The 15,475-nt window shown below is 44.6% G+C and carries 23 protein-coding genes; 4 read left to right on the top strand and 19 right to left on the bottom strand.

Annotated features, from left to right (window positions below):
* Nucleotides 1-4: 4 nt before the first annotated feature.
* The 11 genes from CN378_RS18720 to CN378_RS18670 form a co-directional block, all read right to left on the bottom strand.
* The gene (locus CN378_RS18720; RefSeq protein ID WP_098354006.1) at nt 5-478 is read right to left on the bottom strand and encodes a DinB family protein; all 474 of its coding nucleotides are present in this window, start codon (nt 476-478) and stop codon (nt 5-7) included.
* A 91-nt stretch (nt 479-569) separates the two neighbouring features.
* The gene (locus tag CN378_RS18715; protein WP_098354005.1) at nt 570-1,136 is read right to left on the bottom strand and encodes a histidine phosphatase family protein; all 567 of its coding nucleotides are present in this window, start codon (nt 1,134-1,136) and stop codon (nt 570-572) included.
* Entirely contained in the window at nt 1,133-1,480 is a 348-nt protein-coding gene (locus CN378_RS18710) for a YunG family protein (protein WP_098354004.1), read from the bottom strand. Before CN378_RS18710 ends, CN378_RS18715 begins: the two co-directional genes overlap by 4 nt.
* 11 nt (nt 1,481-1,491) lie before the next feature.
* Nucleotides 1,492-2,043 (bottom strand): aspartyl-tRNA synthetase, encoded by a 552-nt coding sequence (locus CN378_RS18705; RefSeq protein ID WP_098354003.1) that lies wholly within the window; start codon nt 2,041-2,043, stop codon nt 1,492-1,494.
* A gap of 196 nt (nt 2,044-2,239) precedes the next feature.
* Nucleotides 2,240-2,665, bottom strand: a complete 426-nt coding sequence (locus CN378_RS18695; RefSeq protein WP_098354001.1) for a YhfM domain-containing protein — start codon at nt 2,663-2,665, stop codon at nt 2,240-2,242.
* The gene (locus CN378_RS18690; protein ID WP_098354000.1) at nt 2,659-2,910 is read right to left on the bottom strand and encodes a hypothetical protein; all 252 of its coding nucleotides are present in this window, start codon (nt 2,908-2,910) and stop codon (nt 2,659-2,661) included. Before CN378_RS18690 ends, CN378_RS18695 begins: the two co-directional genes overlap by 7 nt.
* Nucleotides 2,911-2,993: 83 nt before the next feature.
* Nucleotides 2,994-3,269, bottom strand: coding sequence for a YesK family protein (locus tag CN378_RS18685; RefSeq protein WP_098353999.1), 276 nt, complete (start codon nt 3,267-3,269; stop codon nt 2,994-2,996).
* Nucleotides 3,270-3,292: 23 nt separating this feature from the next.
* Nucleotides 3,293-3,460 (bottom strand): hypothetical protein, encoded by a 168-nt coding sequence (locus CN378_RS22750; RefSeq protein ID WP_179884982.1) that lies wholly within the window; start codon nt 3,458-3,460, stop codon nt 3,293-3,295.
* The gene (locus CN378_RS18680) at nt 3,461-3,721 is read right to left on the bottom strand and encodes a SunI/YnzG family protein (protein ID WP_098353998.1); all 261 of its coding nucleotides are present in this window, start codon (nt 3,719-3,721) and stop codon (nt 3,461-3,463) included.
* A gap of 174 nt (nt 3,722-3,895) precedes the next feature.
* Complete coding sequence (locus tag CN378_RS18675; RefSeq protein WP_098353997.1) at nt 3,896-4,315, bottom strand: HIT family protein; 420 nt, start codon at nt 4,313-4,315, stop codon at nt 3,896-3,898.
* 20 nt (nt 4,316-4,335) lie between these two features.
* Nucleotides 4,336-4,665, bottom strand: a complete 330-nt coding sequence (locus tag CN378_RS18670; RefSeq protein ID WP_098353996.1) for an HIT domain-containing protein — start codon at nt 4,663-4,665, stop codon at nt 4,336-4,338.
* A 245-nt stretch (nt 4,666-4,910) separates the two neighbouring features.
* Between CN378_RS18670 and CN378_RS18665 the strand changes: the two genes are divergently transcribed.
* Genes CN378_RS18665 through CN378_RS18655 form a run of 3 tightly spaced genes read left to right on the top strand, consistent with a single transcriptional unit; the run spans nt 4,911 to nt 8,694 of the window.
* A complete protein-coding gene (locus CN378_RS18665; RefSeq protein ID WP_098353995.1) occupies nt 4,911-7,010 on the top strand; it encodes a BglG family transcription antiterminator in 2,100 nt (699 codons plus the stop codon).
* 19 nt (nt 7,011-7,029) lie between these two features.
* The gene (locus CN378_RS18660; protein WP_098353994.1) at nt 7,030-7,296 is read left to right on the top strand and encodes a PTS sugar transporter subunit IIB; all 267 of its coding nucleotides are present in this window, start codon (nt 7,030-7,032) and stop codon (nt 7,294-7,296) included.
* Nucleotides 7,297-7,326: 30 nt separating this feature from the next.
* Entirely contained in the window at nt 7,327-8,694 is a 1,368-nt protein-coding gene (locus CN378_RS18655) for a PTS ascorbate transporter subunit IIC (protein ID WP_098353993.1), read from the top strand.
* Between the two features lie 103 nt (nt 8,695-8,797).
* Here the strand turns inward: CN378_RS18655 and CN378_RS18650 are convergent, their stop codons facing one another.
* Entirely contained in the window at nt 8,798-9,796 is a 999-nt protein-coding gene (locus CN378_RS18650) for an ABC transporter permease (protein WP_098353992.1), read from the bottom strand.
* Nucleotides 9,789-10,715 carry an ABC transporter ATP-binding protein gene (locus tag CN378_RS18645; RefSeq protein ID WP_483295099.1) on the bottom strand — a complete coding sequence of 309 codons (927 nt, stop codon included), beginning with the start codon at nt 10,713-10,715 and terminating at the stop codon, nt 9,789-9,791. Before CN378_RS18645 ends, CN378_RS18650 begins: the two co-directional genes overlap by 8 nt.
* Before the next feature lie 107 nt (nt 10,716-10,822).
* Between CN378_RS18645 and CN378_RS18640 the strand changes: the two genes are divergently transcribed.
* Nucleotides 10,823-11,593 carry an SGNH/GDSL hydrolase family protein gene (locus tag CN378_RS18640; RefSeq protein WP_098353991.1) on the top strand — a complete coding sequence of 257 codons (771 nt, stop codon included), beginning with the start codon at nt 10,823-10,825 and terminating at the stop codon, nt 11,591-11,593.
* Nucleotides 11,594-11,751: 158 nt separating this feature from the next.
* Here CN378_RS18640 and CN378_RS18635 read toward each other — a convergent pair whose 3' ends face one another.
* The 6 genes from CN378_RS18635 to CN378_RS18610 all read right to left on the bottom strand — a co-directional run bounded on the left by CN378_RS18635 (nt 11,752) and on the right by CN378_RS18610 (nt 15,426).
* Nucleotides 11,752-12,216 carry a GNAT family N-acetyltransferase gene (locus CN378_RS18635; RefSeq protein WP_098353990.1) on the bottom strand — a complete coding sequence of 155 codons (465 nt, stop codon included), beginning with the start codon at nt 12,214-12,216 and terminating at the stop codon, nt 11,752-11,754.
* Nucleotides 12,217-12,257: 41 nt separating this feature from the next.
* Complete coding sequence (locus CN378_RS18630; protein ID WP_098353989.1) at nt 12,258-12,677, bottom strand: VOC family protein; 420 nt, start codon at nt 12,675-12,677, stop codon at nt 12,258-12,260.
* 63 nt (nt 12,678-12,740) lie between these two features.
* A complete protein-coding gene (locus tag CN378_RS18625; RefSeq protein ID WP_098353988.1) occupies nt 12,741-13,226 on the bottom strand; it encodes a GNAT family N-acetyltransferase in 486 nt (161 codons plus the stop codon).
* On the bottom strand, nt 13,223-13,696 hold the full coding sequence (locus CN378_RS18620) for a DinB family protein (RefSeq protein ID WP_098353987.1): 474 nt from the start codon (nt 13,694-13,696) through the stop codon (nt 13,223-13,225). Before CN378_RS18620 ends, CN378_RS18625 begins: the two co-directional genes overlap by 4 nt.
* Nucleotides 13,697-13,735: 39 nt before the next feature.
* A complete protein-coding gene (locus CN378_RS18615) occupies nt 13,736-14,476 on the bottom strand; it encodes a phosphotransferase family protein (protein WP_098353986.1) in 741 nt (246 codons plus the stop codon).
* Between the two features lie 5 nt (nt 14,477-14,481).
* Nucleotides 14,482-15,426, bottom strand: a complete 945-nt coding sequence (locus CN378_RS18610; RefSeq protein WP_098353985.1) for an MBL fold metallo-hydrolase — start codon at nt 15,424-15,426, stop codon at nt 14,482-14,484.
* Nucleotides 15,427-15,475: the final 49 nt, after the last annotated feature.

The raw sequence follows: 15,475 nt of genomic DNA, 5'->3' as shown, positions 1-15,475 counted from the left end.
TCCTTCACCACTCAATAAGGTCCGTATCGGGAGGGATATACCCGAGCTGCCTGCCTATTTTCACGATTTGTCCCTTATGATGAAATTCATGTGTGACCGTATGCGTATACAGCCATAATGCAGAAATCTCTGCACTCTCCCCGTCCCCAAAGGATACTTGAAGCGTGTGATCCCAGTTCCCTTTAAACTCTTCTAGAAATTCATGAATCAGGTCATCTGTCTTCCTGAAGATTTCACGCATTTCCTTTACGTCGTGTACAGATTCTGGAGTGATCACTGGGAGGGATTGGCCAAGTGCCCGGGCTCCCAGCCATACGCGATAGCAATCCGCTACGTGAACGTGCAGATTGCGGATCGAGTCCCCTCCGAACCCTTCAAGTTCTTTTACATAATCTGCTGGTGATATCGTTTCACAATAATCGAATAACAACTCTCTTGTGCGGCGGATCCACTCATATTGGCTGACGAAAGCATCCATTTTATCTGGTCTCCTTTAAAGGTTATAGTTTGATATGTCTATTAATCTTTCTGTACTGAACCTTGTAATTCCTGTTTGACTAATGGATGGTTTACTTCCACATTCGCTCAACCCCCATAAAACCCAACCCTTTAAATTCCATTCTATATATATCCGGTTTGGACGTACTATGTAAAAAAGGTAAATCGAATCGACTGTCATAATACCCCATCATCAGCGTCATGATGGCTCCGTGTGTTCCGATTACGATGTTCTTTCCTTCATATGTATTCAAAATCGTATTCAAGACGGAGATGGCTCTCTTTTGGCATTCGGCATTGGATTCCCCGCCTTTTACAGCGAAATTCGGATCATCGAAGGATTTCTTAAGGATCGGACCGAGTTCCCCATCGGATATCCGTTTGTTTCCAGAGGAAAAGATTCTTTCCTTCAGGTCTTCTTCGATTACGACGGGCTGTCCGATGTACTGACTTATGCCTTCGACGGTCTGAACTGAACGAAGGTAAGGACTTGATACCACTGAGTCAATGTTTTCCTTTTTTAATAAGTCCGTTACTATTTTGGCATCAGACATCCCTTTCTGCGTCAATTCCCTGGTCCGTTCAATGCCTTGCTTCGGGGAATCTCCGTGTCTCACCATGTAAATGTATGTATTCATTGGTTGGATTCCTCCATATGTTGCAGGACTGTTCTTTTCAATTCTGTGTATTGATTCAGGTTAGTATCCTGAAACGCTTCATCCCGATTAGAAAGGACATCTCCATACTGGATGGTTTCATTGAATTGTGAAGCGGTAAAATCTTGACGGATACGATCAATCCTATTGTAAAAATGCCAGCCCTCAGGTAGAAGGGTTTTATAGATCTCTCCACCCAACAGGTCGTTCACTACCAGGGATGTCACACCGCACTGTCCTTTCGCAGGATTGTCAGCCGTCCATTTGGAACTCGTTTTCAGGGACCAGGATCTTTCCAACGCTTCACCTAATTGATTGATATTCATATGTTCAGCTCCTATAAATCGATCGATTGAATAACTTCATCCCCCTCTTTCTCGACCAGCTGGACCTGGTTATATGTACTCTCTGGATCCTTCTCAAAATACCAAAGCGATACCCCTTCCAAGTCATATTCCTTCACCACTTCAGGGGATAATGAGGAAAGGTACAAGATGGTTGCATTCTCGTCATCCACTTTGACGATCCGCTCTTCGCCCTTGTTGATTAAACCATAGATCAAGTTCTCTCCGTGACCTTTAATTCCCTCCAACCGATCAAACTTCCTATCAGGAGTAATTGGTCCCCAGGTAAGCATCCCGCTCTTCCAACCGAAAAACCCTTCATGAGCGTAAACCGCTCCAAGATTATGTTTATTTTTCATAAAAAAGTATAATGACTTTTCCTCCGTTTTATAGGCAGGGATCAGCAAGAGTCCGTTGTCCTCTGCAAGGATCGCTTCATAGGGTTCTGAATAAGCATTTTGATCTTCTGCGTAAGCCCAAAGACTGGTGAGTGTGATCCCCATCATCAATAAAGAGACGATGGCGAATATAGAGAGGTTTTTCATGTTGATTCCTTTCATTTTTCAAAAAGAATATTTTATTAAAAATGGAGTGACACTCGATCCATTTCCTAACCCCACACCTGATAATCGTGCGGGTTTTCACTACATTCGTGCCCCATATAAAATATTCATGCCGAATTCAGATTTATCGTGCGTGAATAGAATGAATCATGCCAGGTTGTCGAATTTTCTTTATCTCTCACTCTCCTAAGCTCTCCCCTGTCAAAATCTCAAACAATCGAGCAGATTCTGCCTTTGGCAGCTGCGTATAGTCCTGAGGTCCCTGCATGACTTCCAGCTCATCTTTCTTTGGGCTGATCCACACGCTGTGAAGCACTGGCTTCGCATCGGTTTCGGAGTTTTTATATTCATAAATAAATTGATAATCAGCAGGACGGATAAAATCTACTTGAGCTTCATTCCAATGGGTATCAGCCAGGATCTTCCGTACCTCTTCCACCTGTTTTGTGTCGGTGATTTTGTTAAACTCTTCATAGTTATTTCCATCTCCGACCTGCTTACTGACGATAATGTTTTGCTCTTCATGACCCGTATCATTTGAACAGGCTGAGATCATTAAGACGACGAGAATAAGCACCAATGGCTTAAGATACTTCCTCAACATATAGCGGTCTCCTCATTTTCGACTTCCCCTTTTTCATTCACGCTGTCTGTCCCCCACTCACAGTTTTCTTCGTTCTCCCATGCGACAATATATTTATTCCATTCCTTCGTTACGGAGACGATTTCCACTTTGCCGGAATGGTGTTCCATCACGATGGCTATCGCCTGATCTTCCGTCAGGTCCGATTCGATGCCCTGACAGCCGACCAATAAGAGGGATGAGAATGTGAAAATCGTTCTTTTCATTCCGGTACCTCCCTAGACAAACTCCCACCCGAACACCGTATCATTTTCAGGATGGGTGATTGACTCTATTCAAAGCCACCCGTTTAGCTACCAGTCCTCTTCTTTTTGATGAAAGGGCTTATTGCCGTTCCAATCGAAAGACCCAGAAACGCAGCAATGGCATAAAAACCAATCGCCATCCCTTCCCAGCCCCCGACCAAGAATATACTGTAAAGAATAATTCCTAGACTGATACAACCCAGCATAGCAGACAAACTAAATACGATGTAATTGCCGGTATACCTGGCCATCACTACAATCAGACATGCTGTACTGAGAAAAAGCAATATGATTGGCATCCATCCTTCTAAATAGAGCATTTTGCCACCCCCAATCCTACCTTTTAGAACCTACTGTCGGTAAACCACCAAAAGAAAAAAACGATAACTGCCAAGATAAAAACAAATAGAGCTACCGTATATTTTCTTTCTGTTTGTTTCTGATTGGAATTTGCGGCAAGGATGCCGCCTGCCAAGGCCATGAAAATGGCGATCCACATCCAAAAACCCATCTAGCTGGCTTCCATGAGCAAGAGGATTTTTTCTCGCGTCCCGCCATTGCTTGTATATAGGATATACGTCCCCGATTTAGCCTTGATCACGACTCTGTCTGTGTGCCCATATGGATACCCGATTCTGATTGCCTTCTTCTCTTCACCACTATATGTATCATCATTTGTTACTTCTTTGATTTCAGAAAAAGGTATATCGATTTGACTGAGCTGCCATTGTATGCGTAAGTTCTCGCCATTCCTTGAAACTTTCACTTCCATTTTCATCACTCCTGTCTTTATATGAATATATACGTTAGACACTATATAAAGTTTCAATTATTTCCAATCCACTGAACTTGAATGAACATGTCACATTCCAATTATATTTGGTAAAATCGAAATGTTATGGTATGATGAAGTTCATCTTGAGATTGACTCCAATTGAAACCCACTTCATTCGAGGTGGGTTTTCTTTTTGTTCCTTTTATTCTCCGGCTGCTTCAACCAGTAACGAACCCCTTTTCCAGCCAGGGGCTCGTCATTGTACCTCGGGATGACGTGGAGGTGGCAATGGAAAATAAATTGATTGGACACCTCTCCGACATTCCATCCAAGCGTATAACCGTCCGGAGAATATTCTTTATCCAGGTATGTCTTTGCTTTTTGCAATAGTTGGTATGTATCGTTCCATTCTTTCTCGGTCAACTCGAATGCGTTTGCGTGATGATTCTTTGGGACGATCACGCCTGAGCCTTCCAGGACGTCCTGGTGCTTGTTATGCTGCAGGAAATAGCAGGATTCATTTTCAAATACGATGTTTTGGTCTTTGTCCTTTTCCGGGTGGCAGAATGGACAGGTTTCTTCATTAGTCATGTGCTTTCTCCTTTCATCTTTTACCGAAGTGCCTTGCCAGAAATAATATGCCAATGCAGATGCTTTGAATCTTGATAGTCTCCTATATTCGTAATGACCTTACACGCCCCATGTTCATCGGTGACCATGTGCGCCACCTTTTTGATGACCCCCATTAGATCAAGCAATAATTCGTCATCACCTTCTTCCAGCGTAAGAAGGGATGGAATATGCTTTTTCGGGATCGCCACGATATGGACGGGATAGAAGGGTCTGGTGTGATGGTAGGCGAGGACATTGTCTGTTTCCAGCACCTTTTGTATTTCTGTTTTTCCACTTAATACTTCATCGCAATAAAAATCATTCGTCATGGTTTAACCTCCCCTATCCGTTTTATCTTACCAATTATTTCAAAATTCTATCACTTTGACAATCCAAAATCCCCATACTGATGCCTACCTTCCCCAACTGTTCAACTTTGCAAAAATAACCCTTACGAACTCTACACAGTGAAACCCCTTTCATTCCCGACAAATAGCCTATATAATAGATTTATAAGATGATCATCTACTAAACAAGAATATAAATATGCAAAATTAACTAGAGGAGGACCCTCATGGTATTGGATAAAAGACGTGCACACTTATTATCCATCATTCAGCATTCACCCGACCCGGTTCCCACAAAGGAACTGGTCGCCAGGATGAACCTGTCCCAAAGGACCATCTATTACGACCTCGATCAGATCAACAGCTGGTTGAGGACGGAAGGGTTGGAACCGATCGAGAGTCAGCATGGGAAAGGATTATTCTTACCCCCTGAATCGAAATCGCAGTTGATGGTTTCGAAGGATCAGAGTTTCGAAGACTGGCAGTATCAGTTATCGAAAGAAGAGCGCGAAGTTCTGATTAAAGCCTCCATCCTTTTGGAGGAACAGGATGCTTCGATGCAGCGGTTCATGGATTTGACGAGCATGAGCCGGGGGACGATCGCAAAGGTGATTAAAGACATTAAGAAGGAATTTCGTGAAGCGGGTCTGGACCTTTATTATAAGAAAGGTTCAGGCTACCGGTTGAGCGGACCTGAGGAAGCAAAGCGGACGATGCTTTCCACGATCCTTGCGACCATCTTCTCCCATCAGGATTGGCAGAATGTCCGGAATGAGGTTCACAGGATGATTCAGCCGGAAGCAGACACGTGGTCACAGGAAACCGAGCAGAGGCGTCTGGTGAGGGAAGTTCTTTATGAAGCCGAAAAGGAATTGGGGTTGACCCTGACGGATGAAATGGTCGAGATCCTGTCGCTTCAGATCCTCATGATCATGAAGCGGATCGAATTGCACAAGTACATTTCAGTCCCGGAAGCGGAAAAAGAAGTCTTGAAGCAGACTGAAGCTTACAGGGCAGCTCTTCATATCACCAATAAGCTTGACGTCACATTTCCAGATGATGAGGTTTGCTTCATCACGATGAACCTGCTTGGATCCAAAGTTCAGCAGGATAATTTCAACCGCTATACGGAACAGGAACTATCAGGGCTGAAGGAAGTCGTTCAACGGATGATCCATGATTTCCAGCTTTACTCCTGTGTCGTGTTCGATGACAAAAAGGGACTCGAGGAAAACCTGATCTCTCATATTAAACCGACGTTTTACCGGCTGAAATACGGGCTCTCGATCGCGAATGATCTGTCCGACAGCATTCAAACGACGTACCCGGACATCTTCCACCTGACAAAGCGGGTGATGAGACATCTGGAACTGTATGTCGGAAAAGCTGTACCCGATGAAGAAGTGGCCTATATCACCCTGCACTTCGGAGGATGGTTGACGAAAGAGAAGAAGAAGGTCGAGACGAAGTTCAAGGCCCTCATCGTCTGTGAAAACGGGATCGGGACATCGAATATGCTCCGTACCCAGCTCGAGAATCTGATTGCCGGGCTCAATGTCATCACGACTCTTTCCATGAGGGAGTATCGAACGAACACGTACGAGGCGGATATTATTTTTTCCACCAATTATATAAAAGAAAAAGACATTCCCGTCATCCACGTTCCCGCGATCTTGACGAATCTTGAAAAGGAACGGGTCATGCAGAGGATGAACGAGCTTTTCGACTCGAAGCCGACGGAAAAGAACCGGACCGACCTTCTGATGGACGTGATCAAGCGTCACGCGACCGTCCATGAAGAGGACGCACTGAAGAGAGAACTGGTCCAGCTTTTAGAACAAACTACTCCCACGATAAAGGAGCTCAGAAAGCCTATGCTTAATGAATTACTGACAGAACAGACGATACAGCTGAAAGAACGTGTCACAAGTTGGGAGGAAGCCATCCGGATCGCGAGTGAGCCCCTCGTCGATCAACAATCGATCCGTCCGGACTACGTGGACGCGATGATCACAAACGTGAAGGAATTGGGTCCTTACATCGTCATTGCACCGAACATCGCCATCCCCCATGCCCGTCCGGAGACAGGCGTCGAACAGCTTGGGATGAGCTTCCTGCGACTTGAGGAACCCGTTTATTTTTCCGAAAAAGAAAAGCACCGCGCCCAGCTCATCATCGTGCTCGCGGCGATTGATAATCAAACCCACTTGAAGGCCCTGGCACAGCTTACGGAATTATTATCGAATGAAAGCAACGTCGAACGGTTGATCGCAGCAAGTGATCAAGAAACCGTCATCGAATTAATCAACCAAGCCGTAGAAGTATAAATCTGAGGAGGAAATCAAAATGAAAAAAGTATTAGTCGTATGTGGAAATGGATTAGGAAGCAGCATGATCGTAGAGATGAACGTGAAAGCAGCACTCAAGGATATGGGGAAGGAAGCAGAAGTTTCCCACACGGATCTGACAACAGCGAAGACAGAACAGGCGGATCTTTTCCTGGGATCTGAGGATATCGTCGAAAGCCTGGAAGACGGCCGCAAAAATGTGGTGAAGTTGAAGAACCTGATGGATAAGAACGAACTCCGCACAGCGTTGGAACAAAATATCTAGACCACTTTGAACAAGAAAGGAGCGATACAAATGGTTGATATCATTATGAAGGATATACTCGGTACACCTGCAATCCTTGTCGGTCTATTCGCCTTAATCGGTCTCCTCTTTCAACGAAAGAATTCAGGGGATGTCGTGTCCGGGACATTGAAAACAGTCATGGGCTTCGTCATCCTCGGGGCGGGTGCGAATGTACTCGTCCAGTCCCTGGGGCAATTCAGCAGCATGTTCAATCATGCGTTCGAGGTCGACGGGGTGATCCCGAACAACGAAGCGATCGTGGCCCTTGCACAGGAAAGCTTCGGTACGGAGACCGCGATGATCATGCTGTTCGGTATGGTAGTCAATATTGTCATTGCACGATTCAGTCCTTTTAAATACATCTTCTTAACCGGACATCATACCATGTTCATGGCCTGCTTGATCGCGGTCATCTTAACCACAGGAGGATTCACCGGAGTACCATTGATCATTCTCGGTTCGATCATCCTTGGAGCACTCATGGTCCTGTCACCTGCTATGCTTCAGCCTTTCACCCGCAAAGTCACCGGGTCGGATGACTTTGCCGTTGGTCACTTCGGATCAATCGGGTATCTCGTTTCGGCTGCAGTCGGTAAAGCGGTTGGGAAAGGGTCGAAATCGACAGAGGAGATCAAGGTGCCAAAGTCACTCGGATTTCTCCGTGACACATCCGTCTCAGTATCCCTGACGATGGTCATCCTGTTCTTCGTCGTAGCAGGCGCAGCTGGTCCTGCCTTCGTTGAAGGAGAATTAAGCGGCGGACAGAACTTCCTGGTATTCGCCTTTATGCAGGGGATCACCTTTGCCGTTGGTGTGTATATCATTTTAGCCGGGGTACGCATGCTCCTTGGTGAAATCGTCCCGGCATTCAAAGGGATTGCGGACAAAATCGTCCCGAATGCCAAACCGGCACTCGATTGCCCGGCCATCTTCCCATTCGCAGGGAACGCCGTCATCATCGGATTTCTATTCAGCTTCATCGCCGGTCTTGTCAGCATGCTTTTCTTGCCTTTACTAGGTTTGAAAGTAATCGTTCCGGGCCTTGTCCCTCACTTCTTCACAGGTGCAGCTGCCGGAGTGTTTGGTAATGCAACCGGCGGACGCAGGGGTGCTGTCATGGGTTCAATGGCGAACGGTGTCATGATCAGCTTCCTGCCGGCCCTCTTGCTCCCTGTTTTAGGGAATTTAGGATTCCAGGGGACAACATTCGGAGATGCAGATTTCGGATTGATCGGAATCGTACTCGGTAATCTCGTCACCTTGATTGAATCCAATATGATGGTTTTCGTTTCCATCATCGTCCTTCTCGCCGTCCTATTCTACATCAGCTTTAAGTCTAAAGGGACTGGGGAAAAGGAAGAAACGGAAGTAGCATAAAATGAAAGAAGCCACCCTCTATGTTCGTGGAGGGTGGCTTCTTTTTGGGTTAATCTTCTATTACGATCTGAATAAGCATCAATAACCTTGCTACATGATGCACTTAATACATATCCTTCTGAGTAAAATTCCAAAGCGCAACGGCAAGGCAAGCGACAGTCCATACTGCAAGTACGGTTAATGAAAACGGAAGTGACATCCCTTCGATCGGGGGAGCTTGACCTTCCAAGTAATTGATCAGATCAAAATTCAAGTTCACCAAATACTTTGAGCTCGTCCAGCTAGAACCGATGGAAGATAAGAGGGTGCCTGCAATCAACACAGCCATCATCGCTCCGATACCAGTTGCTGTATTTTTCACAAGTACTGAAATCATCAGGCTTATGGTTGCAACAGTCGCTGTAACGACCCATGCAAGACCCGCTGACATCAGTAAGCATTCCCACATCGGGAGGGTATGGATATAGGTCGTCGAAAATTCACCCGATGGAGAAGCTTGAAAGCCCGTCAGAATAGGTGCCGTCCAGCCATCATATCCGAGGACAATCCCTGAAATCCCATAGCAGACAACGACAGTAGCTGCTATCAGCATCGATGTATACAGCAAAACGGTCAGCCATTTGGCCATCAGGATCTTCCATCGTTTGATCGGTCGGGATAATAATGTCTTGATGGTCCCATCATTGTATTCCCCACTCACAACATCAGCCATAATGATAATGATGAGTAAAGGCAGGACCAGTGTGAGTCCCTGTGAGAAAAAAATACGGATGAAGGTAGGTGCTCCAGGATAGTTCGGATTAATATTGTTGTCCAAGTAGTACTGCTTTTGCTTCAAATCCAATTCGAGGAATTGCCTTGCCTCATCCTGGATCCCACTGGATGCCAGCCGGTTTTGCCGATCGACGATCTCCTGCTGCAGCTCCACCCTCCAGTCCAGCGTACCCTGCTTTTCAATCTTCTCTTGTATCTCCCGGTATTGTGCATAGGTAAACATGGAGACTAGAATGATTAAGATCGCGATGACAACCGCAAAGCGTTTTTTGGAAGCAATTTTCATGACTTCATTATGAATCAGACCAATCATATTTGGATTAGACAATATGATCGCCCCCTGTCAAACGAATAAATAAGTCCTCCAATGTCTGGACCTTCCTTTCAATTGTCCATACCTCGATTCCCGCCTGTAGTAAAGATTCATTCAGGAGCGACGTCTTGTTTTCATCCATAAGAGTATGGATCGTATGATCATCGTACAGTTCTGCAGATTGGACATAGGGAGATGCTTTAAAGAGATCAAGTGCACGAAAAGCATCATTGACTCTCCAGTCCACACCTGATGACAATGCATCCACTAAATCTCTTACCGTGCCTACCTTCACGATTCTCCCACGGCTCATGATCGCCACTCGATCGGCAAGCATTTCGATTTCACTTAATATATGACTGGATACAAGAACGGAAAGACCCGTTTCGTCGACCAGTTTCCTGATAAATGTACGAAGGTCCTTTATGCCCATTGGATCCAACCCATTCGTAGGTTCATCCAAGATAAGCACATCCGGCCGGCCCAACAATGCTTGTGCAATCCCGAGCCTCTGACGCATCCCAAGTGAATAGGTCTGTACCTGGTCATCAATTCGTGCAGTCAGATCAACCAGATCAATGACCTCCTGTATTCGTTCACTGTCCACATCAGGCAGCATCCGTGCAAATAGCTGCAGATTTTCCCGACCGCTCAAATACTTATATAATTCTGGATTTTCTACGATCGAACCGAGGCGCTGCATCGCCTGTACAAATTGCTTTCTCACATCAAAGTCACAGATTTTGATGACTCCCGATGTTGGCTTGATCAGACCGACGATCATCCGGATCGTAGTCGTTTTCCCGGCACCATTGGGCCCAAGGAATCCAAATACTTCTCCTGGATAGATGTCAAATGATATATTATCAATAATCGTCTTTTTCCCTATTACTTTCGTTACGTTTTTCAATTGAACAGTTGGCTTTATGCTCATATCATCACCCTACATCTATTCTAACGAACTTTTTTCTCAATTGCTCTTTTCAATACTCAGCATGAGTAAAAGTTGGTACAATCATAATAGAAGGAGAGATTTTAGAGATGAAAAAATGGATGTGGCAACTATTTATCACCCTTTCCCTTGCGCTGACCGTCCTATTTGGTTATGGATTTGCAAGAGCCTATTCGGATATCGCCAACCCTCCCCAAGAGAAGATAGCAGCAGAATCAGAAGAAGCTCCCGCTACTCCTGGAGAAACGTATATTGCACTTGGCGACTCATTGACAAGAGGGGTGGGATCTTCAAAAGGAGAAGGCTTTGTCCCGCTGGTTGGAGATTCACTTAAAGAAACCAATACGGTGGAGCGGTACCAAAACTTAGGTATACGGGGTGCCAGGATTGAAGATTTACTGGCCCAGTTAGAACAAAAGGAGGTCAAGCGATCTCTTAAGGACGCCAAAATCATTTCCATCACGATCGGTGGAAATAACCTCTTTAATTCCGGTGAGATTTTAAACAATTATTCAGAAGCTGCCGCCCTTGACATTCTGGAAACCGAAATTCCTAACCTGGAAAAAACGTTTAAAACCATTCGTGACATAAATAAGGATGCCGTCATCCTCTATATGGGACTATATAATCCCTTTAAGGAATTACCGGACGGGGATTCCTTTGATTCTGTCATCCAAAAATGGAATGAATCCGCCCGCACATTAGGCTTGAAATACGACGTTCAAGTGGTGGATACCTTCAATTTGATTACGGATGCCAAACGCGATCTTTCAAGTGACAACTTCCATCCAAATGATGCTACTTATCAGCAAATAGCTGATAGTCTGTCACTTGTGATTGAAAAAAACGTTATACAATAATCCCCAAAAAGGTGAATCCCTTGTCCACTTGAAGTAGGATGTAGGAGTCACCTTTTCTTTTTCATATGTTTATTTTTCAAACGATAACCTACTTTAATTGTTTCTCCCGGGAAAAGCGCCTGAAGATGGAGTGCCAATGATATAGATACAAGACCAACTCAGCACTCGAACCCCATTTTCAAAAATTCAAAAGTGCTTCCATTCGTATCTTGCATAAAAGTTTCAATATCCTTAAACCCTATTCTTCTGTACGTTTTTATGGCCCTTTGATTAAAAGTTGCTACTGATAACGTAATCTTTACGGGATTGAATCTTGACTGGACGAAATCAATACCAGAATTCAAAAACTCCAACCCCATTCCTTTACCAGTCAAATCCGGTCTCAACCCTAATCCTATATCACATATGTCCGGACCCACTTTATTAATACTGAAAAACCCAATAAGTTCATCCTCTTTCAGAACGGCAAACACAGAGTCACCTCTAGTGCCTGAGTCTAAAAATTCAGCTAAATCATCTTCATCGGCTTCCATATCATAAAAAGAATATTCTCCATCATAGTGCCAATTATAGGCAATGTCTTCGGCTTGTTCCTGATTCATCATTTCAAATGTAAAAGTCATAACAATCTCCTACCTACTCAACTTTCCCTCAATGTTAAGGATTATTGGGGAATCACATATTTCTCCCTGAAAACCGGACTGAGCTCACTCCACACATCGAATTTATTCCCGTCTGGATCGTAGAAAACAAAATTCCTTCCGGAGTGACCCCTGTTTTCGATTTCCCCGACTACAATCCCACTACTGATAAAGTCCCCATGGAGGGTTTGTAAAGCATCCAACCCGTTCACTTCAAATGTTAAGGAAAAACGTTCCTCACCATGAACATCTATGAAATTAGCCGTTTGATTTTCCTTTGATTTAACAAGGAACATACTTTGGTTTGCAAGATTCAAAATCGCTTTATCTTCATCTTTGTAGCTTACTTCTGCATCCAATTTCGTTACGTACCACTCGGTTGAACGCTCCACATTTGTAACTGGAATATACGTTGTTCCGATTCTTAATAATGTTTCTTTCATGTAAAATCCCCTCCAAATATGATTGTGCTAAATTAATGAACCATTACTTCCCGAAACGCACCCTTATACAGTCAAAACCATTCTATACATCCTCGTTATATGACCTTCAAGATCGTCATCAAACTCTGAGACGATGTCAAATCCTTTGGCCCGGTAAAAATGTGTTCCTGTCTTATTTTCTTTTTCTACACTGATATACACTGACCTGGCACCATGTAAGTCCTTTATGCCTTCTTGAAGCAGGGCTGTTCCAATCCCATTGCCCTGATATTCCTGATACAAGTAAATGGCCCCTAATTCCACCTCCCCCTTTTCTTTTACAGGAGAGAAATTAGCGAATCCGACAATCTTTCCGTCTATTTCAGCAACATACAGGGAAGAAACGTCCAGACGCTTTCGCATCATGTCATCGCTGTATGCAGAGTCCAGGAAACGTTCCTGGATCTTGTGGGGAATGATGTCTTCGTATGTAGTATTCCAGCTTGTTCTTGCCACGTCCTGCACCTGGTCGATATCCCCGTTTTCCATTTTGCGTATGATGTACTTCATCCTGTCACCCCTTTCACTGAGAGAGCCTGCTTCATGCTTTTGATGATTCCCATATGAAGGCTTTCATGGTTCATATGAAAAATAACCATGTCCCCGACTGTTTTCATCCCCAAAAAGGATTCCTTCAGCGGTTCGTCAAGCCGGCCCCTGCATGCTTCTTCAATAAAAAGGGCCTGTTCAGCCAACTCTTTAATCAGCTTATCCATTGAGGGAGGCTTTTCCGTCCAGTCCAGCGGCTTACTTTCTCTCGGAAACATCCTGTGATACGAATCCGGCAATCGCCTCTTTTGATTAATAGCCGGAAACATCGTATGATCCCACCCCACTAAAATATGACCTGCATTCCACCGGATATTGTTGTTGTATCCAGATGGAATGTGATCGGCCATTTCCTCTGGGATCGTACCAAGGTAGTCAACCGTCCAGCCCCTCCACATATTCATCTGGTTGAATAATTGATCCTCTTTCACTCCATTCATCTCCTTTTACGGTCATGATTCTTTTCACCATCAAAGCTGTTGGACAATATCCAACAGACGCTTGGGATCCTCCGAAGACACACCTTCAGACAATCTTGCTGCGGCTATCATGGGGGCCCATTGATCGATTTCCGCTCTTGGCAATCCGCTCTTTTCACAATAGAGACGCATATACATCTCTGCCAATTCGGGTGAAACCTGGGAATATAAAAGATATGTCCGATAAACGTCCGCCCGGATGTCCCCTCTGCTGGAATCGACCCAGTCGATAATGGCGACTTCATGATCCGACATGATCAAGTTGAATAAATGAAAATCCCCATGACAGAGCCTTTCCTCGAAGGTCATTGAATCTAGTTTTTTGATTAAGGCAGACTTACGTTCTACATCCAAGTGGGGGGCAGATGCTATTTGACGGTTTAATTTCTCAGACATGGGTTCGATGGTATCCGCTTTGATCTTATGTATGTTCATTTGTATATCGACGGAAATGTTCATATAATATTCCGCTTTATCCATGTTCTCCGTTAGAATGTCTCCTACCGTCCGCCCTTTTATATGTTCCATGATGATGACCTGTTTGCCATCTATTCTGGTTACATCCACTATTTCCGGTACAGAAAGGCCACACGAAAAAGCATACTTTTGCTTATAAGCCTCATGAGCGGATTCTGTATCCGATAAGGAATCATGAAACACTTTGAAGACCTTGTTTTCAACCACATATACGTTTGCCGTATTTCCTATGGCCATAGGAGTGCCTAAATCCATCAAATTCACCCACTTTTTCCGTTGTAGTATCCGTACACTTTTGAAAGATTCCCCTTCATTCCAGAAACACCTTTCCATTCCGCATACTCATCTGGTACTTCCAAATTTGAAACAAAGTCTTCAAGGGACACATGATTCGTCACGGCTTCTTTTGATTTTCGAATCAAGAAGTCTACATACTTTTGCATTGTACTTACCAATTCATTTCCCCCTGGATCCCCATGACCAGGCACGACAGCCTCCATCCCCAGTTGTTTCACCTCTTTTAAAATGGAACTAAATGCTTCAGGGTCATCAATCGGTACATGCAAATCGACCGTGACCAGGTCACCCATAAACCCGATCTTCTCCTGTGGTAAGTACAGAAAGGTGTCGCTAGGGGTATGGCCTCCTCCCAAGCAGTGCAGCTCTACCGTTCGATCGGCACCTTGTATCACCAATTTATCTTCAAAAAGAACGGTCGGGAGCACGAGCCTCATAGTCGGTACGTCTCGCAGGATGGCGGACATTTCATTGTATTGATTAGTGAGACTCGCCTTCATGACTTTATTTGAAGTGATTTCGATCTGACCTTTCAGCTTCTTCAAATATTCTTCCGTTTCTTCTATTTCTTTCTTCACATCCACGATTTTATTTTTATCTTCACACCATTCCCTTGTGAGGGATGTGGAGATAATCGTTGTATCCGCAAATGCTTGATTTCCGAACACGTGATCTCCGTGGTAATGACTGTTGATCAGGAGCTTTACTTTTTTCCCAGTGATTTCTTCAGCCACCCTCCGTAACTCATACCCGGCGGAAGGAGTGGCCAATGAATCGTAAATCAGCAACTCATCGCCCATGTCTACGATCCCCGCATTACTCCAGGCGCCCCGGCCCGGCTTCGCGATAACGGCATAGACTCCGTCGCATAAGCTGTACACACTAAAAAATTCTGTGTCTTTGATCATTTCCCTCAACCTTCTCACCCTCAGTACCGGAACTTTGCTGGCTACCGCA

The organism is Bacillus sp. AFS015802 (genome assembly GCF_002561455.1).
GTDB lineage: Bacteria > Bacillota > Bacilli > Bacillales > Bacillaceae_B > Rossellomorea.
This window is presented reverse-complemented; position numbering and strand designations above follow the sequence as displayed.